This is a genomic window from Geodermatophilus sp. TF02-6 (genome assembly GCF_003319115.1).
In the GTDB taxonomy this organism is placed as follows: Bacteria; Actinomycetota; Actinomycetes; order Mycobacteriales; family Geodermatophilaceae; genus Geodermatophilus.
On record NZ_QOHF01000001.1, the window covers coordinates 208,730 to 231,730 of the forward strand.

At 75.1% G+C, this 23,001-nt stretch carries 22 protein-coding genes and 1 pseudogene; 9 read left to right on the top strand and 14 right to left on the bottom strand.

Annotated elements, in window-relative coordinates:
• Nucleotides 1-6: 6 nt before the first annotated feature.
• Genes DQ238_RS01005 through DQ238_RS01015 form a run of 3 tightly spaced genes read right to left on the bottom strand, consistent with a single transcriptional unit; the run spans nucleotide 7 to nucleotide 3,060 of the window.
• A complete protein-coding gene (locus DQ238_RS01005; RefSeq protein ID WP_113779437.1) occupies nucleotides 7-834 on the bottom strand; it encodes a mycofactocin-coupled SDR family oxidoreductase in 828 nt (275 codons plus the stop codon).
• A gap of 24 nt (nucleotides 835-858) precedes the next feature.
• Entirely contained in the window at nucleotides 859-1,905 is a 1,047-nt protein-coding gene (locus DQ238_RS01010; RefSeq protein WP_113779438.1) for an LLM class flavin-dependent oxidoreductase, read from the bottom strand.
• Between the two features lie 30 nt (nucleotides 1,906-1,935).
• A complete protein-coding gene (locus tag DQ238_RS01015) occupies nucleotides 1,936-3,060 on the bottom strand; it encodes an acyl-CoA dehydrogenase family protein (RefSeq protein ID WP_199506048.1) in 1,125 nt (374 codons plus the stop codon).
• A 140-nt stretch (nucleotides 3,061-3,200) separates the two neighbouring features.
• Here DQ238_RS01015 and DQ238_RS01020 point away from each other — a divergent pair, with 140 nt between their 5' ends.
• The 3 genes from DQ238_RS01020 to DQ238_RS01030 are packed head-to-tail and all read left to right on the top strand — an operon-like array spanning nucleotide 3,201 to nucleotide 5,938.
• Complete coding sequence (locus DQ238_RS01020) at nucleotides 3,201-4,403, top strand: thiolase family protein (RefSeq protein ID WP_113779440.1); 1,203 nt, start codon at nucleotides 3,201-3,203, stop codon at nucleotides 4,401-4,403.
• 3 nt (nucleotides 4,404-4,406) lie between these two features.
• Nucleotides 4,407-5,171 (top strand): SDR family NAD(P)-dependent oxidoreductase, encoded by a 765-nt coding sequence (locus DQ238_RS01025; RefSeq protein WP_113779441.1) that lies wholly within the window; start codon nucleotides 4,407-4,409, stop codon nucleotides 5,169-5,171.
• Nucleotides 5,168-5,938, top strand: coding sequence for a crotonase/enoyl-CoA hydratase family protein (locus DQ238_RS01030; protein ID WP_113779442.1), 771 nt, complete (start codon nucleotides 5,168-5,170; stop codon nucleotides 5,936-5,938). Before DQ238_RS01025 ends, DQ238_RS01030 begins: the two co-directional genes overlap by 4 nt.
• Nucleotides 5,939-5,971: 33 nt before the next feature.
• On the opposite strand, the gene DQ238_RS01035 is transcribed toward DQ238_RS01030, so the two are convergent.
• The 4 genes from DQ238_RS01035 to DQ238_RS01050 all read right to left on the bottom strand — a co-directional run bounded on the left by DQ238_RS01035 (nucleotide 5,972) and on the right by DQ238_RS01050 (nucleotide 12,044).
• Complete coding sequence (locus DQ238_RS01035) at nucleotides 5,972-6,730, bottom strand: FadR/GntR family transcriptional regulator (protein ID WP_113779443.1); 759 nt, start codon at nucleotides 6,728-6,730, stop codon at nucleotides 5,972-5,974.
• 85 nt (nucleotides 6,731-6,815) lie between these two features.
• On the bottom strand, nucleotides 6,816-10,190 hold the full coding sequence (locus tag DQ238_RS01040) for a pyruvate carboxylase (protein WP_113779444.1): 3,375 nt from the start codon (nucleotides 10,188-10,190) through the stop codon (nucleotides 6,816-6,818).
• 79 nt (nucleotides 10,191-10,269) lie between these two features.
• Nucleotides 10,270-11,049 carry a phosphotransferase gene (locus DQ238_RS24185; RefSeq protein ID WP_199506049.1) on the bottom strand — a complete coding sequence of 260 codons (780 nt, stop codon included), beginning with the start codon at nucleotides 11,047-11,049 and terminating at the stop codon, nucleotides 10,270-10,272.
• 44 nt (nucleotides 11,050-11,093) lie between these two features.
• Nucleotides 11,094-12,044, bottom strand: a complete 951-nt coding sequence (locus tag DQ238_RS01050; RefSeq protein ID WP_199506050.1) for a sugar-binding transcriptional regulator — start codon at nucleotides 12,042-12,044, stop codon at nucleotides 11,094-11,096.
• Between the two features lie 251 nt (nucleotides 12,045-12,295).
• On the opposite strand from DQ238_RS01050, the gene DQ238_RS01055 reads away from it, so the two are divergent.
• The 4 genes from DQ238_RS01055 to DQ238_RS01070 all read left to right on the top strand — a co-directional run bounded on the left by DQ238_RS01055 (nucleotide 12,296) and on the right by DQ238_RS01070 (nucleotide 16,111).
• Nucleotides 12,296-13,870: a PTS mannitol transporter subunit IICB gene (locus DQ238_RS01055; protein WP_113779445.1), complete on the top strand. Its 1,575-nt coding sequence runs from the start codon at nucleotides 12,296-12,298 to the stop codon at nucleotides 13,868-13,870.
• A 19-nt stretch (nucleotides 13,871-13,889) separates the two neighbouring features.
• Nucleotides 13,890-14,327, top strand: coding sequence for a PTS sugar transporter subunit IIA (locus DQ238_RS23435; RefSeq protein ID WP_113779446.1), 438 nt, complete (start codon nucleotides 13,890-13,892; stop codon nucleotides 14,325-14,327).
• Nucleotides 14,328-14,335: 8 nt separating this feature from the next.
• On the top strand, nucleotides 14,336-15,379 hold the full coding sequence (locus tag DQ238_RS01065) for a zinc-dependent dehydrogenase (protein WP_113779447.1): 1,044 nt from the start codon (nucleotides 14,336-14,338) through the stop codon (nucleotides 15,377-15,379).
• Nucleotides 15,380-15,505: 126 nt separating this feature from the next.
• Nucleotides 15,506-16,111 carry a flavodoxin domain-containing protein gene (locus tag DQ238_RS01070; protein ID WP_158550674.1) on the top strand — a complete coding sequence of 202 codons (606 nt, stop codon included), beginning with the start codon at nucleotides 15,506-15,508 and terminating at the stop codon, nucleotides 16,109-16,111.
• A 162-nt stretch (nucleotides 16,112-16,273) separates the two neighbouring features.
• Here the strand turns inward: DQ238_RS01070 and DQ238_RS01075 are convergent, their stop codons facing one another.
• Entirely contained in the window at nucleotides 16,274-17,818 is a 1,545-nt protein-coding gene (locus tag DQ238_RS01075) for a cell wall metabolism sensor histidine kinase WalK (RefSeq protein WP_233495608.1), read from the bottom strand.
• A 143-nt stretch (nucleotides 17,819-17,961) separates the two neighbouring features.
• On the opposite strand from DQ238_RS01075, the gene DQ238_RS01080 reads away from it, so the two are divergent.
• Nucleotides 17,962-18,429, top strand: coding sequence for a DUF1707 domain-containing protein (locus DQ238_RS01080; RefSeq protein WP_113779449.1), 468 nt, complete (start codon nucleotides 17,962-17,964; stop codon nucleotides 18,427-18,429).
• Here DQ238_RS01080 and DQ238_RS22625 read toward each other — a convergent pair.
• Nucleotides 18,414-19,037 carry an AAA family ATPase gene (locus tag DQ238_RS22625; RefSeq protein ID WP_158550675.1) on the bottom strand — a complete coding sequence of 208 codons (624 nt, stop codon included), beginning with the start codon at nucleotides 19,035-19,037 and terminating at the stop codon, nucleotides 18,414-18,416. The genes DQ238_RS01080 and DQ238_RS22625 overlap by 16 nt on opposite strands.
• 369 nt (nucleotides 19,038-19,406) lie before the next feature.
• Between DQ238_RS22625 and DQ238_RS01090 the strand changes: the two genes are divergently transcribed.
• Nucleotides 19,407-19,697, top strand: a complete 291-nt coding sequence (locus DQ238_RS01090; RefSeq protein WP_113779450.1) for a DUF1540 domain-containing protein — start codon at nucleotides 19,407-19,409, stop codon at nucleotides 19,695-19,697.
• Nucleotides 19,698-19,809: 112 nt separating this feature from the next.
• On the opposite strand, the gene DQ238_RS01095 is transcribed toward DQ238_RS01090, so the two are convergent.
• From DQ238_RS01095 to DQ238_RS01110, 5 genes and pseudogenes are all read right to left on the bottom strand, one after another.
• Nucleotides 19,810-20,235 (bottom strand): hypothetical protein, encoded by a 426-nt coding sequence (locus DQ238_RS01095; protein WP_113779451.1) that lies wholly within the window; start codon nucleotides 20,233-20,235, stop codon nucleotides 19,810-19,812.
• Nucleotides 20,236-20,265: 30 nt separating this feature from the next.
• Nucleotides 20,266-20,847 carry an FAD:protein FMN transferase gene (locus tag DQ238_RS23440; RefSeq protein ID WP_370447496.1) on the bottom strand — a complete coding sequence of 194 codons (582 nt, stop codon included), beginning with the start codon at nucleotides 20,845-20,847 and terminating at the stop codon, nucleotides 20,266-20,268.
• Nucleotides 20,784-21,020, bottom strand: a pseudogene (locus DQ238_RS23445) (FAD:protein FMN transferase); the annotation flags it as partial. The gene DQ238_RS23440 and the pseudogene DQ238_RS23445, both read right to left, overlap by 64 nt.
• Before the next feature lie 47 nt (nucleotides 21,021-21,067).
• Entirely contained in the window at nucleotides 21,068-21,526 is a 459-nt protein-coding gene (locus tag DQ238_RS01105) for an FMN-binding protein (RefSeq protein WP_113779452.1), read from the bottom strand.
• 4 nt (nucleotides 21,527-21,530) lie between these two features.
• Nucleotides 21,531-22,931 (bottom strand): ferric reductase-like transmembrane domain-containing protein, encoded by a 1,401-nt coding sequence (locus tag DQ238_RS01110; protein ID WP_113779636.1) that lies wholly within the window; start codon nucleotides 22,929-22,931, stop codon nucleotides 21,531-21,533.
• Between the last annotated feature and the right edge of the window lie 70 nt (nucleotides 22,932-23,001).

Consider the following 23,001-nt stretch of genomic DNA (forward strand, 5'->3'; position numbering starts at 1 on the left):
GTCCTCTCAGATGAGCAGGGTGCCCATGTCGACCGGCAGCGCGACGCCGGTGACGAACTTCGCCTGGTCGGAGAGCAGGAACAGCACGGCGTCGGAGATGTCCCCGGGCTGCACCAGCCCGTGCTCCATCACGTTGGCCATCCAGCCGGGAGGGGCGTCGGCCTGCAGGTCCTTGGTGAAGAACTCGTTGTTGGTCATCGGGGTGTCCACGCCGGCCGGGATCACCGTGTTGACCCGGATGCCGTGCGTGCCGAGGGCCATCGCGTAGTTGCGCATGAGCGACAGCACGCCGGACTTGGCGGCGCCGTAGGCCATGTGGCCGGGGTTGAGCATCTCCAGCTTGTAGGCGACGCCGCGGAAGGTCGACGTCGACCCGGTGAGGACGATCGCGCCGCCGCGGCCGCGCTCCACCATCCCCGGCGTCACGGCGCGCAGGGTGTAGAAGACCCCGGAGAGGTTCGTGGCGATGGTGTCGTGCCAGGCGCTCATCCGCTGCGCGTGCGGGCCGGTCGAGGGCAGGATGCCGGCGTTGGCGCACACCAGGTCGATCCCGCCGAAGCGCTGCTCGACCTGGCCGACCGCGGCGGCGACCTGCTCCTCGTCGCGCACGTCGCCGGGGATGCCGAGGAACTCCCGGCCCTGCTCGCGCACCAGCTTCTCGGTCTCGGCCAGGTCCTCCGGCGTCGACATCGCGTACTGCACCGAGTCGAACTGCCGGACGACGTCGACCACCGCGACGTCGGCGCCCTCGGCCGCAAGCCGCACCGCGTGCGAGCGGCCCTGCCCCCGGGCCCCGCCGGTGACGAAGGCGACCTTCCCGTCGAACCGCCCCATGGCTCCTCCTGTCCGTCGCTGCGCTCAGGCCGTGCCCACGGGCACGGGTTCGGGCTCCGGGGTGGGCAGCGCCCGGATGGCCGGGACCACCTCCCGGCCCAGCCGCTCGATCGCGGCGATGGTCTCCTCGGCGCTCATCGAGGGCCACTGCGGCCGCAGCAGCAGCGGGTCCACCGGGAAGCGCGTGCACAGCTCGGTCAGCTGGGCGATGACCTCCTGGTCGGTGCCGAGCACGGCGTGCTGGACCACGGAGGCGACGAAGTCGGCGTCGAGGTCCGCGGCGCTGCCGGCGAACTTCATGCCCTTCTGCGCGTAGCTCAGGTACTTGCCCTTGGAGACCCGGGCGTACTCGACGACCGCCTCCTCGCGGGAGTCGGCGACCAGCACGTTGCGGCGCAGCGGCTGCGGCCCGAACGGCTTGCCGCGGGCGGCGAAGCCCTCGCGGACGACGGCCAGCCGCTCCTCGATCTCCTCGGGCGTGGCCTCCGGCGTGATGGGGAAGGCGTCGCCGAGCCGGCCGGCCCGCCGGGCGCCGGCGACGCTCTGCGCCCCGATCCAGATCGGCGGGTGCGGCTGCTGCACCGGCTTGAGGTGCGGGCGGACGCCCTCCAGGGTGAAGAACCGGCCGTGGTGGGTGACCTCGTCCTCGGTCCACAGCCGCCTGACCAGCTCGATCGTCTCGTCCATCCGCGGCGCCCGCTCCTTGAACGGGATACCGAGGTAGTCGAACTCCTCCGGCCGGTAGCCCAGGCCCGCGCCGAAGACCAACCGTCCCTCGGTGACCACGTCCAGGGTCGCCAGCTCCTCGGCGAGCACCACCGGGTGGTACAGCGGCGCGATCATGATCTGGGTGACCAGCCGGGTCTGCGGATCGCAGTCGGCGGCCAGCCGGGCCAGCAGGGGCACCGGCTGCAGCCAGCGCAGCTCGCCGTAGAGGAAGTGCTGGCCGATGGCGATGTGGGTCAGCCCGTGGCGCTGGGCGGCGTCGACGATGCGGCGCACGTCGTCGAACTGCTGCGCGGGCGGGACCTCGGTGGGGACGTCGGAGAGCAGCATGCCGACGGCGACCATGGCAGGCCCCTTCCTCTCGGGTCGGACGGGTCAGCGGCGGGTGAGCGTCTTGGCCAGCTGGCCGAGCAGCACCTCGTTGCCACCCTCGTAGATGCGCATCGGCCGGGCGTTGCGGTAGAGGCGCTCGATGGTCGAGCCGGTGACGACGCCGAAGCGGCCCATGACCTGCACGCAGCGGTCGGCCACCCGGCCCGCGGTCTCGGTGGCCGCGACCTTGGCCATCGACGACCAGTGCAGCGCACCGAGCGGGTCGGCGGCCGCCTTCGTCGCCGCGGAGTAGGTGAGCAGCCGGGCCTGCTCGACCTCGGTCCAGCAGGTGCCGAGGATCTGGGGCACCGGGCCCAGCCGGGCCAGGGGGCTGCCGAACTGCTCGCGGGAGGTGGTGTGCGCGACCGCCTCGTCCAGCGCGGCCGAGGCCAGCCCGACGGCGGACCCGGCCACCGAGACCCGGAAGGTCGCCAGGGTCTGCAGCACCAGCGGGAAGGCCTGCCCGGGCTGCCCCACCCGCGCGTCCACCGGCACCCGCACGCCGTCGAAGCGGACGTCGCCGATGACGTGCGGCGCGATGAGGTCGGGCCCGGACTCCACGTGCACGCCCGGGGTGTCGGCCGGGACGAACACCAGCGAGAACCCCTCACCCTCCTTGGCCAGCACGGTGAAGAAGGCCGCCGCCGGCGCGTTGGTGATGAACGACTTGTGCCCGTCGAGCACCAGCTCGCCGTCGCGCTCGGTGAGGGTGGTGGTGATCGACCGCAGGTCCGAGCCGACGGCCGGCTCGGTGAGGCACAGCGCGGCGATCGCCTCGAGCGCCACCACCTGCGGCAGCCACTCCTCCTGCACCCGGGGGCCGGCCGCGACCGAGAGGGCGTAGCTGCCGATGCCCTGCATGGCGAACAGCGAGTCCAGGTGCGCCGACACCCCGCCGAAGGCCTCCCGGACGACGGTCACCGCGAGCGGGTCCACCCGCTCGGCGGCCCCGCCGTGGGCTGCAGGGACGGTGAGCGCCGCCAGCCCGCTCTCCTGCAGCGCCGCGCGCATCACCGGGTCGACGTCGGTGGCCGCGTCGGCCTCGGCCGCCCGCCACCGCACCTTGTCGGCCACCTCGCGCGCCCGCTCCAGCAGGGTGCGGTGGGAGTCGGGCAGCTCGAACGACACGGGGCCTCCCAGCGGTTGCGCGCCCGGCGCCGGCGCGGGGCCGACCGGCGCGGGGACCGGGCGCGAGCACTATCCATGTTATTGGTGGTCATGGTTATTGTGTCAACGCCCACACTCCCCGGGAGAGGACGGGAGCGCCCATGACCTCCGCCGTGATCGTCGACGCCGTCCGCAGCCCGATGGGCCGCGGCAAGGCCGGCGGCGCCCTGTCCGGCGTCCACCCGGTCGACCTGCTCGCGCAGGTCCTGCAGGCGCTGGCCGCCCGCAGCGACCTCGACCCCGCCACGGTCGACGACGTCCTGGTCGGCTGCGTCGGCCAGAACGGCGAGCAGTCGGCCACCCCCGGCCGGCAGGCGGTGCTGGCCGCGGGCTGGCCCGAGACGGTGCCCTCGGTGACCATCGAGCGCAAGTGCGGCTCCGGCCAGCAGGCCCTCGACTTCGCCGTCCAGGGCGTCGTCGCCGGCGCCTACGACGTCGTGATCGCCGCCGGGGTGGAGTCGATGAGCCGGGTGCCGATGGGCTCGGCGCGGGGGGACGCCGACCCGCACGGCCCGCAGGTGCGCACCCGCTACTCCCCCGGGCTGGTGCCCCAGGGCATCTCGGCCGAGCTGGTCGCGGACAAGTGGGGCCTGACCCGCGAGCAGCTGGACGCCTACGCCGCCCGCTCGCACGCCCGGGCCGCGCAGGCCGCCGCAGGCGCCTTCGACCGGGAGGTCGTGCCGATCACCACCCCCGACGGCGTCGTGTCGGCCGACGAGACCATCCGGCCGGGCACCACCGTCGACAAGCTCGCCGGCCTGAAGCCGGCGTTCGCGGGCAGCCCGCACGCGACCCGCTTCCCCGAGCTGGACTGGAAGATCACCGCCGGGAACAGCTCCCAGCTGACCGACGGCGCCGCCGCGGTCCTGGTCATGAGCGAGGAGCGGGCCGCGGCGCTGGACCTGACCCCCCGGGCGCGGGTGGTCGCCTCGGCGGTCACCGGCGACGACCCGCTGCTCATGCTCACCGGGCCGATCCCCGCGACGCACAAGCTGCTCGCCCGCTGCGGCCTGTCCATCGACGACGTGGCCGCCGTCGAGGTCAACGAGGCCTTCGCCTCGGTGCCCCTGGCCTGGCAGGCCGAGTTCGGCGTGGACGACGCCCGGCTCAACCCCCGCGGCGGCGCCATCGCCCTCGGCCACCCGCTGGGCGCCTCCGGCGTCCGGCTGGCCACCACGCTGCTCGGCTTCCTGGAGGACACCGGGCAGCGCCTCGGCCTGCAGACCATGTGCGAGGCCGGCGGGATGGCCAACGCCATGGTGCTCGAGAACCTCACCGCTCGGGCCCAGGACAGGGAGGGCTGACACGTGGACGTCACCGCAGGATCCGCCGTCGTCACCGGAGGCGCCTCCGGCCTCGGCCTGGCCACCGCCCGCCGGCTGGTCGGGAAGGGCGTGCCGACCGTGCTGGTCGACCTGCCCACCTCCGCCGGCGCCGAGGTCGCCGCCGAGCTCGGCGGCAAGACCCGCTTCGTCGCCGCCGACGTCACCGAGCCCGAACCGGTCGCCGCCGCGGTCGCCGCCGCCGACGAGCTCGCCCCGCTGCGCACCCTGGTCCACTGCGCCGGCCGGGGCGGCGCCATGCGGGTGGTCGACAAGGAGGGCAACCCCGGCTCGCTGGAGTTCTACGAGTCGATCGTGCGGATCAACCTCATCGGCACGTTCAACGTGCTCAGCCAGGCCGCGGCCCGGATGGCGGCGCACGACCCGGTCGGCGAGGAGCGGGGCGTGTGCGTGCTGACCGCCTCGGTCGCGGCGTGGGAGGGCCAGATCGGCCAGCTGCCCTACGCCTCGGCCAAGGCCGGCATCGTGGGGCTCACCCTGGTCGCGGCCCGCGACCTGGCCAGCCGGCGGATCCGGGTGGCGACCATCGCGCCGGGCACCTTCGACACCCCGATCCTGGCCCGGCTGCCCCAGCACGTCCGGGACTCCCTCGGCGAGATGGTGCCGCACCCCCGCCGGCTCGGGCAGCCCGACGAGTTCGCCCGGCTGGCCCTGGCGATCGTCGACAACCCGATGCTCAACGGGGAGACGATCCGGCTGGACGGCGCCATCCGGATGCAGCCCAAGTGAGCGGGGAGGCCGAAGTCCTGGTCGAGCGGGACGGCGCGGTCCTCGTCGTCACCGTCAACCGGCCGCAGGCGAAGAACGCGATCAACACCGCGGCCGCCGAGGGCATCGGCGCGGCGATGGACACCCTCGACGCCGACGACGGCCTGTTCGTCGGGGTGCTCACCGGGGCCGGGGGCACGTTCAGCGCGGGCATGGACCTCAAGGCCTTCCTCGCCGGGGAGAAGCCGCACGTGCCCGGGCGCGGCTTCGCCGGCCTGGTGGAGCGGCCGCCGGCCAAGCCGCTGATCGCCGCCGTGGAGGGGTACGCCCTGGCCGGCGGCTTCGAGATCGCCCTCGCCTGCGACCTGATCGTCGCCGGACAGAGCGCCTCCTTCGGCCTGCCGGAGGTGAAGCGCGGCCTGCTGGCCGGGGGCGGGGGCCTGCTGCGGCTGCCCCGCAAGGCCGGGCTGCCGAAGGCGACCGAGTGGGCGCTGACCGGCGACCGGGTCAGCGCGCAGGAGGCCTCCGCCGCCGGGGTGGTCAACCGGTTGGTACCCGACGGGCAGGCGCTGCCCGCCGCCCGGGAGCTGGCCCGACGGATCGCCGCGAACGGTCCGCTGGCCGTCCAGGGCACCAAGCGCATCCTCACCGAGGGCGCTGAGTGGCCGGCCGCGGAGGCGTTCGCGCGGCAGTGGGAGGTCTACGCGCCGATCCGCGCCTCCGAGGACGCCCGCGAGGGGGCCCGGGCGTTCACCGAGAAGCGGGAGCCGGTCTGGCGCGGCCGCTGAGGGACCGGCCGCGCCGGGAGCCCGGCGGCGTCCTCACCGCCAGTCGATGACCTCCTCGACCAGCCGCGGGTGCTGCTGGTGCACCCAGTCGGCGTACTCCTGCATGTGCTCGCGCATCAGCCGCTCGGCCCGCTCCGCCTCGCCCTCGGCGATGGCGTCGGCGATCGCGGCGTGCACCTCGAGCACGTGCCGGCGCTCCTCGTCCGGGGAGAGCAGACCGCTCACCTGGTCCCGGAAGATCTCCTCGAGGGACACGCAGAACAGGTTGAGGATCGGGTTGCCGGACATCGAGGCCACGGTCTTGTGGAAGTCCTTGGTGGCGTCGAAGTAGGCGTTGTCGTCCTCCACCGGGGTGGTCGCCGGGTCGGCGACGTGGCCGACCAGCTCCTGCCCGCGCCGCTCGGCGGCCCGGCGGGCCATGATCGGCTCGAGGACGAGGCGGGCGTCGACCAGCTGCTGGAAGGTGACCCCGCCCAGGTGGAAGAACAGGCTCGACATCCGCCCGTAGTCGCGGGTGCCGACCTCGATGACCATGGGGCCGCCGTTGCGGCCGGGCTTCATCGTGATCAGCCCGTGCACCTCGAGGATGCGCAGCGCCTCGCGCAGCGACCCGCGGCCCACCCCGTAGTCCTCGAGCATCTGGGCCTCGGAGGACAGCAGGGTCCCCGGGGGGAGCTTGCGGGAGACGATCTCGTGCACGATCTCCTGGGCCAGGGCCTCCGCCACCTTGGCGCCGCGCTTGATGGGGCGCGGGGCGGACCCGTCGACACGGGGACGAGCACTCGAGGTCATGTCAGGCAGGGTAGACGGGCGTCCGGACGACGGCCGGAGAATCCCTGATACTGGTGCGGAGCATTACCTCGCCGACATCGGACACCTACCCCAGGACGACCAGCAGGTCCCCGCCCTCGACCTGCGCGACCTCGGCGATGGCCAGCCGGGCGACGGTGCCGGCGGTCGGGGCGGTGATGGCGGCCTCCATCTTCATCGCCTCGATGGTGGCCAGGGTCTGCCCGGCATCCACCCGGTCTCCCTGGGCGACCTGGACGGTGACGACGCCGGCGAACGGCGCGGCCACCTGGCCGGGGTCGCTGCGGTCGGCCTTCTCCGCGGTCTTGACCGCCGCGTCGACGGATCGGTCGCGCACCGAGACCGGCCGCAGCTGGCCGTTGAGGGTGCACATCACGGTGCGCACGCCCCGCTCGTCGGGGTCGGAGACGGCCTCCACCCCCATCAGCAGCGTCACGCCGGGTTCGAGGTCGACGGCGTGCTCGTCGCCGGGCCGCAGGCCGTAGAGGAACTCCTTGGTGGGCAGCACCGATGTGTCGCCGTACTGCTCGCGGTGCGCGGTGAACTCCCGCGTCGGCCCGGGGAACAGCAGCCGGTTCAGCGTCGCCCGCGGCTCCTCGAGCAGGCCGCGGACGTCGTCCTCGGAGAGCTCCGCCGGCGGCTCGGCGGGGCGGCGGCCCTCCAGCGCGCGGGTGCGGAACGGCTCGGGCCAGCCGCCGGGCGGGTCGCCGAGCTCGCCGCGCAGGAACCCGATCACGGAGTCGGGCAGGTCGTACTTGCCCGGGTCGCTGGCGAAGTCCTCCACCGTCACGCCGGAGCCGACCAGCTGCAGCGCCAGGTCGCCGACCACCTTGGACGACGGGGTGACCTTGACCAGCCGGCCGAGCAGCCGGTCGGCGGCGGCGTAGGCGTCCTCGACCTCCTCGAACCGCTGGCCCAGGCCCAGGGCGATCGCCTGCTGGCGCAGGTTGGACAGCTGCCCGCCGGGGATCTCGTGGGTGTACACGCGTCCGGTCGGCGCCGGCAGGCCGGACTCGAACGGCGCATAGATGCGGCGCACCGCCTCCCAGTAGGGCTCCAGGTCGTTGACCGCGGCCAGGCTCAGGCCGGTGGCCCGCTCGGTGTCGTCGGTGGCGGCCACGATCGCCGACAGCGGTGGCTGGCTGGTGGTGCCGGCCATCGAGGCGACCGCGCCGTCGACGGCGTCGACCCCGGCCGACCAGGCCGCCATGAGGGTGGCCAGCTGCCCGCCGGCGGTGTCGTGGGTGTGCAGGTGCACCGGCGCGTCGAACCGCTCGCGGAGCGCCGTCACCAGCCGGGCCGCGGCCGGCGGGCGCAGCAGCCCGGCCATGTCCTTGATGGCCAGCACGTGCGCGCCGGCGTCGACGATCTGCTCGGCCAGCCGCAGGTAGTAGTCGAGCGTGTAGAGGTCCTCGCCGGGATCACCGAGGTCGCCGGTGTAGCACAGGGCCACCTCCGCCACCGCCGTCCCGGTGGCTCGGACGGCGTCGATGGCCGGGCGCATCTGGGCGACGTCGTTGAGCGCGTCGAAGACCCGGAAGACGTCGATGCCGCACGCCGCGGCCTCGGCGACGAAGGCGTCGGTGACCTGCTCGGGGTAGGGCGTGTAGCCGACGGTGTTGCGGCCGCGCAGCAGCATCTGCAGGCAGACGTTGGGCACCGCCTCGCGCAGCGCGGCCAACCGGTCCCACGGGTCCTCGTGCAGGAAGCGCAGGGCCACGTCGTAGGTGGCACCGCCCCAGCACTCCAGGCTGAACAGCCGAGGGGTGGTCCGGGCCAGGTGCCCGGCGACGGCGAGCAGGTCCTTGGTGCGCACCCGGGTGGCCAGCAGCGACTGGTGCGCGTCGCGGAAGGTGGTGTCGGTGACCGCCAGCGGGGTCTGCGCGCGCAGGTCGGCGGCGAACCGCTCGGGGCCGGTGGCCAGAAGGCGCTGCCGGGAGCCGTCCGGGGCCGGCGCGCCCAGGTCCACGGGGGGCAGCTTCTCCAGCGGGTCGACCAGGTGCGGCCGCGGCCCGTGCGGCTCGTTCACCGTCACGTCGGCCAGGTAGGTCAGCAGCTTGGTGCCGCGGTCCGCGGAGCTGCGCGCGGTGAGCAGGTGCGGGCGGGTCTCGATGAACGACGTCGTCACCCGCCCGGCGCGGAAGTCCGGGTCGTCGAGCACCGCCTGCAGGAACGGGATGTTGGTGGCCACCCCGCGGATGCGGAACTCGGCCACCGCGCGGCGGGCGCGGGCCGCGGCGATGTCGAAGGTGCGGCCCCGGCAGGTCAGCTTGACCAGCAGCGAGTCGAAGTGCGCCTGCACCTCGGCACCGAGCGAGGCGCCGCCGTCCAGCCGGATGCCGGCGCCGCCCGGGGAGCGGTAGGCGGTGATCCGGCCGGTGTCCGGGCGGAAGCCGTTGGCCGGGTCCTCGGTGGTGATCCGGCACTGCAGCGCCGCCCCCCGCACCGTGACCGACTCCTGGGACAGGCCCAGGTCGGCCAGCGTCTCCCCCGCCGCGATGCGCAGCTGGGACTGCACCAGGTCGACGTCGGTCACCTCCTCGGTGACCGTGTGCTCGACCTGGATGCGCGGGTTCATCTCGATGAACACGTGCCGGCCGGACCGGTCGAGCAGGAACTCCACCGTGCCGGCGTTGACGTACCCGATGTGCTCGGCGAACCGCACGGCGTCGGCGCAGATCCGCTCCCGCAGCTGCGGGTCGAGGTTCGGGGCCGGGGCCAGCTCGATGACCTTCTGGTGGCGGCGCTGCACCGAGCAGTCCCGCTCGTAGAGGTGGATCACGTCGCCGGCCCCGTCGGCGAGCACCTGCACCTCGATGTGGCGGGGGTCGACCACGGCCTGCTCGAGGAAGACCGTGGGATCCCCGAAGGCGGACTCCGCCTCCCGCATCGCCGCCTGCACCGCCCCGGGCAGGTCGGCGGGGTCCTCCACCCGCCGCATGCCGCGCCCGCCACCGCCGGCGACCGCCTTGACGAACACCGGGAACGGGATCGACCCGGCGGCGGCCACGAGCGCGTCGACGTCGGCGCTGGGTGCGCTGGAGGCCAGCACCGGCAGCCCGGCCTCCCGAGCGGCGGCGATCGCCCGCGCCTTGTTGCCGGTCAGCTGCAGCACCGCCGCCGACGGGCCGACGAAGGTGATCCCCTCCCGGGCGCAGGCGGCGGCCAGCTCCGGGTTCTCCGACAGGAAGCCGTAGCCCGGGTACACCGCGTCCGCGCCGGACCGGCGGGCGGCCCCGACGATCTCCTCGACCGACAGGTAGGCCCGCACCGGGTGCCCGACCTCGCCGATCTGGTGGCTCTCGTCGGCCTTGAGCCGGTGGACGGAGTTGCGGTCCTCCCACGGGAAGACGGCCACGGTGCCCGCGCCGAGCTCGTAGGCGGCGCGGAACGCCCGCACCGCGATCTCCCCCCGGTTGGCCACCAACACCTTGGTGAACACGGGTCCTCCCGTCGTCGTCGGCCCCGTGGGCCTGCCGGTGGTGCGACCGGACACCACGCGGTGCGGGGAGCCGGCGGGCTCACCCTCTCATCCCCATCGCCTGCCGGATCGCCGGCTCGGAGTCGGCCAGCCAGAGGCGGTAGGCCTGCGCCGGCATCCGCAGGTCCGAGTGCGCGTACTCGGCGAACGCGGCGTGCCCGGCCGCGGCGTACCGGTCGACCAGCCGGCAGAACCACGCCTGGTTCTCCCGCACGGCGGCGACGACCCGGGCGCGGTCGGCCTCCGCCAGCCCGTAGCCGTCGCAGAACAGCCGCAGCCGGTCGAACCCCCGGCCGCGGCGCGCGTCGTGGACGGAGGCCTCCGGCCGCAGGGGCGCCCACAGCCGGGCGGCGCACGCGACGTCCCACAGCCGGGAGCCGGGGGCGGCGAGGTCGAAGTCGATGAGCGCGACCGCCCGCCCGCCGCGGAAGACGACGTTGTCCAGGTTGGGGTCGTTGTGGCTGACCAGCTCGCCCGCGAAGGACCCCGGCGGCGACGTCGGCCACTCGTGCGGCGCGGGGTCGAAGCCCTCGACCGCCCGGTGGTACTCGCGCAGCAGCCGCGCCACGCTGAGCAGGGCCTCGTCGTGGAGCGCCCACTCCGGGTAGGGCGGCAGGACGGTGGAGCCGGGGATGAACGAGAGGACCTCCCGGCCCTGGGCGTCCACCCCGAGGAACCGCGGAGCGCCGGCGAAGCCGACGTCCGCGAGGTGGCGGAGCAGGGCGTGCGTGGCCGGGCTGGTCCGGCGCCGGGGGCGGCGCACGGTGTCCCCGACCCGGACGACGGCGCCGCGGTTGGCGATCCCCCCGGGCAGCGGCACCTCCGCCGGGTCCCCCGCCGGCGACCCGGTCCGCCGCCTCCCGGTCACGCCGACGCGAGCAGCGCCTCGGCGAACGACGTGTGGGTCACCAGGCCGTTCACCAGGCCACTGCGCAGCGCGGCGCGCGCGGCGGGCACCTTGGGCAGGCCGTAGGCGATCACGACGACCTCCGCGATGGCGCGCATCTGCTCGGCGTCGATCCCGATCATGCGCTCGGACAGAGCGGTGCGGACCGGCTCGCCGTCCGCGGTGAGGAACACCCCCGAGACCTCGGCGCAGACACCGAGCCGGCGCAGCGACCTGCGGTCGCTCTCGGCGGCGGCGTCGTGGAGCGTCGACTGCCCCGGCGCCCACAGCCCGACCCCGACGACGGCCTTGGTGACGCGCGGCAGCTGGTCGAGGGCCAGGGCGACCTCCCGCTGCCGGCGCAGGGTCCGCGCGGTGGCCGCGTCGGGCACCGTGAACGGCGCGTAGAAGACGTAGGCCGGCCCGCCGGCGGCCCGGGCCACGTCGCGGACGACGTCGATGGAGCTGGCGTCGCCGTCCGGCAGCGACACCGCGCCGGTGAGCTGGACCACCGGGACGGCGGCCAGCCGGGGCAGCGCGCCGGCCATGGCCCCGACCGAGCGGGCCCAGGCCACCCCGAGGACGTCGTCCGGGCCGGTCACCTCGGCGAGCAGCTCGGCGGCCACCTGGCCGAGGTGCTTGCGCAGGGTCTCGGCCGAGTCGTCCCGGGTGTCGACGACGACCGCGTGCGCCAGCCCGAACCGGCTCTGCAGCCGCGCCGACAGGTCGACGTCGATGAGCCCGCGGTGGCCGATCTCGATGCGGACCAGGCCGCTGGCCCGGGCGCTCTCGATGAGCCGCGCGACCTTGAAGCGGCTCAGCCGGAACTCCTCGGCGATCTCCACCTTGGAGCGGCCGTCCAGGTAGTAGCGGCGCACGACCTGGGCCGAGAGCACCAGCGAGGCCGGCCCCGCGAGCTGCTTGGCCATCCCACCTCCTGCTCATCTGAGCGGTCTGCGCGCATTCTGCCAGTGACGCCTTGACGGGCGAAGACATCGGTCACGACACTCCAGGTGCACGAGGGCAGGGGCCGTCCTGCGCAGCCGCCGTCGAGCGGCGCCGTCGACGATCCGCGGCCCCCCGCGCACACGTCCGTCGAGCCGCGCAGCCGCCGGGGACGACCGCCCGGGCCCGTCCCGGGCCGCCGCCCGAGCGCAGAGACCGAGAGCAGAGGCAGACAGTGTCCGCAACCGCCACCGCGCCGGCCACGACCCGCGGCAGCAGGACCTCCGGCGCCAGGATCGCGGTCCAGAAGTTCGGCACCTTCCTGTCCGGGATGATCATGCCGAACATCGCCGCGTTCATCGCGTGGGGCTTCATCACGGCGTTCTTCATCGAGACGGGGTGGACCCCGGTCCCCGGCATCGGCGGCTTCGGGGTCGACGCGAACGGCGACCCGAACACCGGCCTGGTCGGGCCGATGATCCGCTACATGCTGCCGCTGCTGATCGCCGTGCAGGGCGGCCGGATGGTCTACGGCGTCCGCGGTGCCGTGGTCGCCGCCGTGGCCACCATGGGCGTGATCGTCAGCACCGAGCAGCCGATGTTCCTCGGCGCGCTGATCATGGCCCCGCTGGCGGCCTGGGTGATGAAGCAGCTCGACAAGCTCTGGGACGGCAAGATCAAGCCGGGCTTCGAGATGCTCGTGAACAACTTCTCCGCCGGCATCGCGGCCGCCGCGCTCGCCGTCCTCGGCTACTTCACCTTCGGCCCGGTCATCGACAACGTCTCCCGCGCCCTCGGCCACGGCGTCGACTGGCTGGTCGCCCACAGCGTGCTGCCGCTGGCCAGCATCATCATCGAGCCGGCCAAGGTGCTGTTCCTCAACAACGCCATCAACCACGGCGTGCTGACCCCCCTGGGGATCTCGCAGGCGGCCGCGGAGGGCAAGTCGATCCTGTTCCTGCTCGAGGCCAACCCCGGGCCCGGGCTGGGCGTCCTGCTGGCCTACATGGTCTTCGGGACCGGGACGGCCCGCAGCACCGCCCCCGCCGCGGCGATCATCCAGTTCTTCGGCGGCATCCACGAGATCTACTTCCCGTACGTGCTGATGAAGCCGATCCTGCTGCTGGGTACCATCGCCGGCGGCATGGTGGGCATCGGCACCCTCACCGTGTTCAACGCGGGCCTGCGGGCGCCGGCCGCTCCCGGGTCGATCATCGCGGTGCTCGCCCAGACCCCCGGCAACAGCTTCGTGGGCGTCATCCTGTCGGTGCTGCTGGCCGCGGCGACGTCCTTCGTCGTCTGCTCGCTGCTGCTGCGGCTCAGCCGCGGCAAGGACAGCGCCGACCTGGCGCAGGCGACGGCCTCGATGGAGGCCATGAAGGGCAAGAAGAGCTCCGTCGCCGGGGTGCTGACCCCCACGGAGGAGGGGGTCGAGGACCAGCTGGAGGCCAGCGGTGTGGCGCCCCACGACACGGCGACCCGGGACACGGCGGCGCAGCAGCCGATCCACCGCATCGTCTTCGCCTGCGATGCCGGCATGGGGTCGAGCGCGATGGGCGCCTCCGTGCTGCGCAACAAGATCAAGAAGGCGGGGTTCGCCGACGTCGACGTGCAGAACATCGCGATCGCCAACCTGACCGACGACGCCGACCTGATCGTCACCCACCAGGACCTCACGCCGCGCGCTCGGACCATGTCGCCGTCGGCCCAGCACGTGTCGGTCGACAACTTCCTCAACAGCCCGCAGTACGACGCGATCGTCGAGGAGCTGAAGGTCAGCAACGCGCACGGCGCGGCGTCGCAGAACTGACGAACGGGGGACGAGCAACGTGAGCGACATCCTGGCCAGGTCACAGGTCAAGGTCCCGGGCACCGCGAGGACGAAGGACGACGCCATCCGGGAGGCGGGGCAGCTCCTCGTCGAGGCCGGCGCGGTCACCCCCGCCTACGTGGACGCGATGTTCGAGCGGGAGGAGTCGGTGTCCACCTACATGGGCAACTACCTGGCGATCCCGCACGGCACGAACGAGGCCAAGGACGCCATCACGCGGTCGGCGATCTCCGTCGTCCGCTACGACACCCCGATCGACTGGGACGGCAACGAGGTGCGCTTCGCGGTCGGGATCGCCGGGGTCGAGGGTGGCCACCTCGAGGTCCTGGGCAGGGTCGCCGTCCTCTTCGCGGACACCGACGAGGTCGACAGGCTCGTCGCCGCGCGGTCGGCCGACGAGGTCTACGAGTTGCTGAACGCGGTCAACGAGGAGTGACAGCGACCATGAGGGCCCTACGGTTCTACGCACCCGAGGACGTCCGGCTCGAGGACGTCCCCGAGCCCCAGTGCGGTCCCGACGAGGTGAAGCTGCGGGTGCGCAACTGCTCCACCTGCGGCACCGACGTGAAGATCCTGCACAACGGCCACCAGAACATGACCCCGCCGCGGACCATGGGTCACGAGATCGCCGGCGAGGTGGTCGAGGTGGGTGCCGAGGTGGGCGGCTGGTCGGTCGGCGACCGCGCCCAGGTGATCGCCGCCGTCCCCGACGGGGAGTGCTACGAGTGCCGGCGGGGCTGGATGGCGGTCTGCGAGAACCAGACCTCGGTCGGCTACCAGTACGACGGCGGCTTCGCCGAGTACATGGTCGTGCCGCGCCAGGTGCTGAAGGTCGACGGGCTCAACCGCATCCCCGACGGCGTCGGCTTCGACGAGGCCTCGGTGGCCGAGCCGTTCGCCTGCGTCATCAACGCCCAGGAGCTCATCGGTGTCGGCGAGGGCGACGAGACCGTCGTCGTCTTCGGCGCCGGGCCGATCGGCTGCCTGCACACCCGCCTGGCCCGGGCCAACGGCGCCGGTCGGGTCTTCCTCATCGACGTGCTCGCCGACCGGCTGGCCATGTCGGCCAAGGCGGTCGAGCCCGACGAGGTCATCAACGGCCGGGAGGTCGACGTCGTCGAGCGGGTCAAGGAGCTCACCGGCGGCCGGGGCGCCGACGTGGTGATCACCGCGACCGCCGCCAACGTGGCCCAGGAGCAGGCGATCGCGATGGCGGCGCGGCGCGGTCGCATCTCGTTCTTCGGGGGGCTGCCGAAGACCAACCCCTACATCCAGTGCGACTCGAACCTGGTGCACTACCGGGAGCTGATGATCATGGGGGCCAACGGCTCGGCCCCGTCGCACAACAAGCGGGCGCTGGAGTACATCGCCAGCGGCCAGGTCCCGGTCAAGGACCTGATCACCGTCCACCTCCCGCTCGACCGGGTGCTCGACGCCTTCGACATCGTCGCGAAGGGCGAGGCCATCAAGGTCACCGTCGAACCCTGACGCCGGGCTGGTCCGGGTGCGGCCGGACCAGCGGCGCCCCGACGACAGAGGTCCACCACCCGTGCCGCGGTGCACCCGGTCGGCTGCCCCGCTCCCCGCAGGTGCGCTGGTCGCCGTGTCCGGACGGTGCGCCGCCGCCCCTCGGCGTCCCGGAGCGCCGGCCGTCCCGAGGACGGAGGTCCCCCATCGGGCGCGTCTGCCGACCCTGGTGGCCGGCCGGCCGTCTGCCCAGCGTCCGATGGCAGCCCACCGAGGGAGGATCCGTGCAGCCGGCAGACGGGGCTCGCCACGGCGGTCCCGGCGGAGCACCGCCCCGACCCGGCGGGCTACCAGGCGGTGCTGCTCGGCAGCGCGGTCTACCAGGGGCGATGGCAGGACGCCGCCCGCGACGTCGCCCACGCCCACCTGACCACCCTGCGGGCGCGACCGGTGTGGCTGTTCTCCAGCGGGCCGATCGGCGAGCCGCCGTTCCCGCCGGACGAGCCGCACGACGTCGCCACGATCGGCCCGATGCTGGGCGCCCGCGGACACCGGGTCTTCCCCGGCCGCCTCGACCCGCGGCGGCTGACCTTCGGCGAGCGCGCCGTGGTGACCGCGATGCGGGCGCCGCTCGGCGACTTCCGCGACTGGTCGGCCGTCCGGTCGTGGGCCGGGGCGATCACCGCCGAGCTGCTCCCGCTCGACGGCGCCGGGACCCCGACCGAGGACACGGGTTCCGCCACCCCCGCCTGACCGTCCCGGACAGAGTCTCATCCTGTCCCCGACTGTGTCGATCACGGGGTCGTCGGCCGGCGCGAGGCGATCGGCACCGCCCGCCGGCGCGGGCTGCTGTAGCCGCCCCTCGGTCCGGCAGGTGCCGGAGCCCGACGACAGTCGAGCCGCCGGCGGGGGCGCTCACCCCGCCGCCGGGTCCCCGGCCCGGGCCAGGACGTCGTCGGCGCCGGTCTCGACGTCGTCGGGCTCGAACTCGGCGACCGTGGCGTGCGGCAGCCGCACGGTGAACACGGTCCGCCCGGGGACGCTGGTGACCGCCACCCGGCCGCCGTGGCCGGTGACGACGGCCTGCACGATGGCCAGCCCCAGGCCGGTGCTGCCGCGCTCCCGCGACCGCGCCGAGTCGCCCCGGGCGAACCGCTCGAACACCCCGCCGAGCAGGTCGGGCGGGATGCCCGGGCCGTCGTCGGCCACCTCGAGCACCGCCTCGCCGTCCTCGGCGGAGAGCCGGGTGGTGGCCGTCGTCCCCTCCGGGGTGTGCGTCCGGATATTGGCCAGCAGGTTGGCCAGCACCTGGTGCAGCCGGCCGCCGTCGCCGGGGACGGTGACCACGGCATGCGGCAGGTCGACCCGCCAGCGGTGTCCCGGCCCGGCCGCGTGCGCGTCGCTGACCACGTCCACGACCAGCGCGGTGAGGTCCACGGTCCCGGTCGCGAGCTCCCGGCCGGCGTCGAGCCGGGCCAGGAGCAGCAGGTCGTCGACCAACCCGGACATGCGCACCGCCTCGGACTCGACCCGGCGCAGCGAGGCGTCCACGTCGTCGGGGACGCGCCCGCTGCGGCGGACCAGCTCGGTGTAGCCCCGGATCGACGTGACCGGGGTGCGCAGCTCGTGGCTGGCGTCGGCGACGAACTGCCGCAGCCGGGTCTCCGACGCCTGCCGGGCCGTCACCGACGCCTCGACGTGGTCGAGCAGCCGGTTGAGCGCGCCGCCCACCCGGCCGACCTCGGTGTGCCGGTCGGTGTCGGCGGCCGGCACCCGCTCGGCCAGGCGCACCTCCCCGCTGGACAGCGGCACCTCGGCCACCCGGCTGGCGGTGGCCGCGACCCGGTGCAGGGGACGCAGCGTCCGGCCGATGAGCAGGAACCCGGCGGCGCCGGCGGCGAGCAGCCCGAGCAGACCGGCGGCGACCTCGACGGCGACCAGCCGCAGCAGGGCGGACTGCGCCGAGTGCAGCGGCAGGCCGGTGACGATGACGTCGCCGTCGTCGGTCGCCGTGGCGACGACCCGGTAGTCGCCGAGGTCGCCCAGCCCGGTGGTCCGGGGGACGCCGTCGGCCGCGACCCCGGCCAGGGCGGCGACCTGGGCGTCGGTCAGGGGGTCGCCCTGGCCCCGGGTCCCGATGACGGCGGCCTCGGTGACCACGCCGTCCTCCACCCGGGCCCCGAGCGTCCCGTCGCCCTGCCCGGGCGCGAGGAGGAAGTCGGGGCCCACGTCGTCCCGGCGGACGGCTCCCGGCGCCTCGTCGGCGCGGGCCGACCGGTCGACCGCCGCGGCCAGCTGGGTGTCGACCTGGCCGAGGAGCTCGCGGTACAGCGCCGCGGTCGCGGCGGCACCGACGACGGCCAGGACGCCGACCAGCGGCACGAGGAACGCGCACAGCAGCCGGGCCCGCAGCGACAGCCGCCGGGGGCGCAGCCGTCCCGGGAGGCGCCGCGTCGTCACGGGCCCACCGTCCGCGGCGGTCCTCGGCGTTGCCTGGACGCCGGGATGGAGCTGGCTGGGCGGCCGGCGCGACTCACAGTCGGCCCACAGGTGGGCGGGGCAGACTGCGCGCGGCTGGATCAGACCACGGAGAGGAGCAGGTCATGGCCCCTTCGGCCGACAGGGACGGCGCGGGCCCGTCCGGAGCGCACCGGGACGGGCCGCCGTTGCGCGCCTCGGACGCCGACCGGTACGCCACGGTCGCGGTGGTGCAGGACGCCGTGGCCCGCGGCCTGCTCACGCCGGACGAGGGCAGCCAGCGGATGGCCGCCGCGTACGCCGCCGTCCACCTGCGCGACCTGGGCCCGCTCACCGAGGACCTGCCGCCGGCACCGGCGGCGAGCACCCCGCCGGGGTGGCGCTCGCTCGGCACGATGGCGGTCGAGCAGCTGCGCTCCTCGGTCAGCGGTCCCGCCCCCGGGCGGCTGCGCCCCGCGCGGATCGCCGTCGCGGTCGCGCTCGCCGTCCTGTTGCTGGTGCTCGTCGGCCACCTGGCCGCGCAGCTGCTGTTCGACGGGCCGCACCTCGACGGCTGGCACGGGCCGGGCCCGGGCCTCTACGACGTGCCCTGACCGCACCCGCGCGGCTGTCCCCGGCCGAGGACCTCGGCCGGGGACAGCCGGGCGGCCTGCTGCCGGTCCACGACGACGGCCGAGTCGACGCCGCGCAGGCCGTCCCGGCCGAGAGCGGCGGAGCGCAGTCGGGCCCACCGGGCGGTGTGCCGGCGCATGCGGCGCGCCGGGACGGCCCGGCCGCGCGCGGCCTGGCCGCGTTCGGCCAGCTCCGGGGAGGCGTCGAGGAGGACCAGCCGCACCGACCGGCCGGCCCGCCGGGCGGTCCGGAGCACCGCCGCCCGCCACGGCGCGCTGGTCCACGGGTCGGTGAGGACGACGACCGGTGCGGGCCCGGCGATTATCCGCAGCGCCCGCCACCGGTGCCAGCCGTGCACCAGCGGGCGGAGCAGGCGGTAGGGGACGCGCACCCCGGCGCCCCGCAGCCGGGCGGCGACCTGCTCGGAGTCGACGCCGGTCACGCCGGGCACCCCGCCGGCGAGCAGCCGCCGCAGCAGCGTCGTCTTGCCGCTCCCGGGCAGCCCGCCGACGACGACCAGGACGGCGCCGCCCCCGGCCGCGGGCTCCCCGGACGGCCTGGTCAGGGTCGGCACGGATCCGCTCTGCACCGCTGCCTCCTCCCCTCTGCGCCACCGAGCATCCGCCTGCCCCCTCGGCGGATCCTCGAGGTCACCTGGACGGACCCTGTGCACCCGGACCGGGCTCACAGCTCGCCCCCACGCGCCGGCCAGCCGCACCGCAGGCCGGCGGCCGATGGTGGTCCTCCCCCGCGACCTGGCAGGGCCGCCTCCGCCAGAGCGCCCCGCGGCCGACCGACGAGGAGCACCCCCGTGCAGCCTGCCCGACGGCGGCACGCCCACCACGCCGGAGACCGGGTCGGACGCGGCCACCCAGGAGACCTGACGCTGCCCTGACCAGCGGGTCAGGGCAGCCTGTCCTGGCTGGCGGGCACCTCCCCGTCCGTGCCAGCCTGCACCATGACCTCCCTCCAGGACATGCCCCAGGTGCAGGACTGCGCGGTGACCAGCTGCTCGTACAACGCCTCCTCCAGCTGTCACGCCGGAGCGATCACCGTCGGCGGCGACCACGCCCACTGCGGCACCTTCGTGGAGATCAGCTTCCGCGGCGGCCTGGACCGCAACGGGCTGGTCGGCGCCTGCCACCGTGCGGACTGCCGGCACAACGACAAGCTGGAGTGCACGGCCCCCGGCGTGCGGGTCGGGCCCGGGGCCGACGCCGCTGACTGCCTGACCTACGAGGCCAGGTAGTCAGCGCCGGGTAGCCGGCGCCAGGTAGTCAGCGCCGGGTAGCCGGCGCCGGGTAGTCAGCGCCGGGTAGCCGGCGCCGGGTAGCCGGCGCCGGGTGGTCGGCGCCAGGTGGTCAGCTCAGCGGGTCGAGGTCGCCGACCGGTTCCGACGCCAGCCCGCCCGCCGGGTCGGCGCGCAGCGCCCCGTCGGCGACGGCCAGGGCGGCCACCGGGTCGGTGTCGTCGACGAGGACCGCCCGCCCCGTCGTGGCCACCGGTCGCAGCGCCGCGAGGACCGCGCGCCGGTCCGGCGCGGCGAGCCCGTCGGTGAACCGATCGACCAGCACGATCGTCGCGCCGGCCTGCCGGACGGCCTCGAGCGCGGCCAGCCGCCGGTGCACGTCGTCGTCCACGCCCGCCGCGAGGCGGTGCACCGGGACAGACGCGTGCCCGGAGGCGCACCGCCCGCTGTCGTCGTCCAGCGCGGTCATCACCCGTCGCCGGGCCGCATCCGGCCCCAGCAGCACGGTCACGTTCCCGACCGGCAGTCGCAGCCCCACCCCGACCTCCTCCCTCTCGGTGAGGTGAGGCTAACCTCGCCATGGGCGCGCCGTCCACACCGGCCCGCGGACCGGCGTGGTGGAGCCGTCGGACCACACGACCAGGGCGGTCCGCCCGGGCCGGGTCCGCAGCCACGCGGCGGCGTCCGGGCCCTGCGCGTAGGCCGCGGTGGCGTCGACGTCGGCGTCGGTCAGCGAGGCGGTCACGACCGTCACCGAGGCCACCTCGGACGGCGGTCGGCCGGTGCGCGCGTCGACGACGTGCTGGCCGCGGTGGGCGCCACCCGAGGTGGCCACCGCCCCCGTGCGCACGGGCACCGTGGCGAGCAGCCGGCCCAGGTCGGCGGGGTCCTCGATGCCGACCAACCAGGGCGGCCCGGCCGGGTCGAGGGTGCGGCAGACGAGGTCGCCGCCGGCGGAGAGGCAGAAGTCGGTGCCGGCCAGCGGCCCGGCGGCCCGGCGGCCCGCTCGGCGGCCCAGCCCTTGACCACGCCGCTGGGGTCGAGCACGACCCGGCCGTCGGGCCCGGCGCGGTACACGTCGAACGCGCCGCCGGAGTCCCGCCGGGCGGCCTCCCCCAGCGCCAGCACCTCGGCCACCTCCGGCGGGCAGTCGGCCAGGTCCAGCTCCCCGCGGCCGAGCCGGGAGACGACGGAGTCGGCGCGGTGGGTGCTGAAGACGGCGTCCAGCCGGCGCAGCTCGGCCATGGCCGCCGCCCAGGCGGCCCGGGCGGCGTCGTCGGCGGCGTGCCGACCGCGCAGCGCCAGGCTGATCGGCATGCCCATGACGTGCCCAACGGAGCGGGCCGGCCGCTGCCGGGTCGCGGTCGTGCTCACCGGCCCGCCTGGTCGAGGGCGGACTGCAGCGACTCGACGTAGCCCTCGCTGGTGACCGTGGCGCCGCTGACCATGTCGATGTCGGCGCTCTGCGCGTCCAGCGTCGCCTGCACCAGCCGGGGGATGGCGTAGGCGTTGATCTGCCGGTCCTTGCCGTTGCCCGTCGGGTACTCGACCACCGTGACGTCGGTGATCGTGCCGTCGGCCACGGTCGCCTGGACCTGCACCGGGCCCCAGCGGGTGTCGACCGCCGGCCCGGTCACGGTCACCGTGGAGGACGAGGTGGGCTCCTCGTCGGCGGCCGACCCGGAGGTCGCCGTCGAGCTCTGGCCGGCCGGCGCGGAGACCACGGTCGTCCCGCCCGTGGCCGACTCCGCCGACGTGGACGTGTGGTAGCCGAACAGCAGCGTCACCACGGTCGCGGTGCTCGTGAACCAGAGCACGATGCGCCTCACCGGATCACCATCCGAAGCTCTCGACGTGGAAGCGGTCGGCGGGCAGGCCGGCCGCGGCGGTGGTGCGGTGGACGGCCTCGGCCCAGGCCTCGGGCCCGCAGACGTAGACGTCGCGCTCGGCGACGTCGGGCACCCAGGAGGTCAGGGCGGTGAGGTCGTCCACGCCGCCGACGCCGGCGCCGAGCCAGGAGTCCGGCGCCCGGCGGGAGCCGGGCAGGTACAGCACCCGCAGGCCGCGCTCCGCGGCGAGGGCGGCGAACTCGGCGTCGAACAGCGGCCGGTCCCGGAACCGGTACAGCAGGACGGCGTCCCCGGGGGCGTAGTCCAGCTCCTCGGCCAGGGCCCGCAGCGGCGCGACGCCGACCCCGGCGCCGATGAGGGCGATCCGCGGCCGGGTGCGGGCGCGGGCGGAGAGCCGGCCGTGCGGCCCCTCGACCAGCACCCGGGTGCCGGGCCGCAGCGCGGTGAGGGCGGCGCTGCCGTCGCCGACGAGCCCGGCCGTGATCCGCAGGCCGCGGCCGTCCGGCGCCGCCGACAGCGAGTACGGGTGGCCCCGGCTCCACCCGGGACCGGTCAGGAACCGCCAGGTGAAGAACTGCCCGGCCTCGGCCCGCAGCCGGTCCAGCCGCCGGCCGGTCAGGTGCACCGACACGACGCCGTCGTCCTCGGGGACGACGGCGGTGACCCGCAGCCGGTGCCGGGCGTTGCGCCACAGCGGCAGCCCGACCCGCCAGACGAGCACCGCCCCGGCCGCCGCCACCCACAGCCCCCACCAGAAGACGGTGGCCGCCGGCGAGGACTGGAACTCCTGGCCGGTCCACAGCTGGTGCGGCAGCGCCAGGCCCACGCCCAGGTAGGCGTAGAGGTGCAGCAGGTGCCACGACTCGTAGCGCAGCCGCCGCCGGGCCGCCCGCACGCTGGTGGCGACGACCACGACCAGGCAGGCGGTGCCGGCTCCGGCCAGCAGCATGCCGGGGTAGTCGACGGTGAGGTCCCACAGCGTCGCCGGCGTCCGGGCGAGCTCTCCGGCGGCGTAGCCCCAGGTGATCAGGCCGACGTGGGCCAGCATCAGGGTGAACGAGGTGAAGCCCACCAACCGGTGGGTCCGGGCGAGCCGGTCCTGGCCGAAGGCGTGCTCGAGCACCGGCACCCGGGCCATCAGCAGCACCTGCACCAGCAGCAGGACCGAGGCCAGCAGGCCGGTGAGCCGGCCCGCGGAGGTCAGGCCGCTCGCCCAGCCGGCGAGGTCCTGCACCCCGCCTCCGGCCGCCCACCAGAAGGTGACCAGCAGCAGCGCCGCCCACAGCAGTCCGCCCGCGCCGGTGCGCACGGCGGCGTCGACCTGCGCCCTCCCGGCACGGCGACCGCCGACCCCCGCCGGCCGCCGCGTGTCCGGGACCGCCACGGCGCTCACGCTGTACCGCCCGCGGGGTCCGCGGTCACCTGTCGCGCGGCCGCGGGCCCCGACCCGGGAC

Excerpts from the sequence above, each read along its gene's own strand:
- DQ238_RS01005 (WP_113779437.1), bottom strand. The coding sequence starts at position 834 with ATGGGGCGGTTCGACGGGAAGGTCGCCTTCGTCACCGGCGGGGCCCGG.
- DQ238_RS01010 (WP_113779438.1), bottom strand. The coding sequence starts at position 1,905 with ATGGTCGCCGTCGGCATGCTGCTCTCCGACGTCCCCACCGAGGTCCCG.
- DQ238_RS01020 (WP_113779440.1), top strand. The coding sequence starts at position 3,201 with ATGACCTCCGCCGTGATCGTCGACGCCGTCCGCAGCCCGATGGGCCGC.
- DQ238_RS01035 (WP_113779443.1), bottom strand. The coding sequence starts at position 6,730 with ATGACCTCGAGTGCTCGTCCCCGTGTCGACGGGTCCGCCCCGCGCCCC.
- DQ238_RS01050 (WP_199506050.1), bottom strand. The coding sequence starts at position 12,044 with ATGGCCAAGCAGCTCGCGGGGCCGGCCTCGCTGGTGCTCTCGGCCCAG.
- DQ238_RS01065 (WP_113779447.1), top strand. The coding sequence starts at position 14,336 with ATGAGGGCCCTACGGTTCTACGCACCCGAGGACGTCCGGCTCGAGGAC.
- DQ238_RS01080 (WP_113779449.1), top strand. The coding sequence starts at position 17,962 with ATGGCCCCTTCGGCCGACAGGGACGGCGCGGGCCCGTCCGGAGCGCAC.
- DQ238_RS01090 (WP_113779450.1), top strand. The coding sequence starts at position 19,407 with ATGACCTCCCTCCAGGACATGCCCCAGGTGCAGGACTGCGCGGTGACC.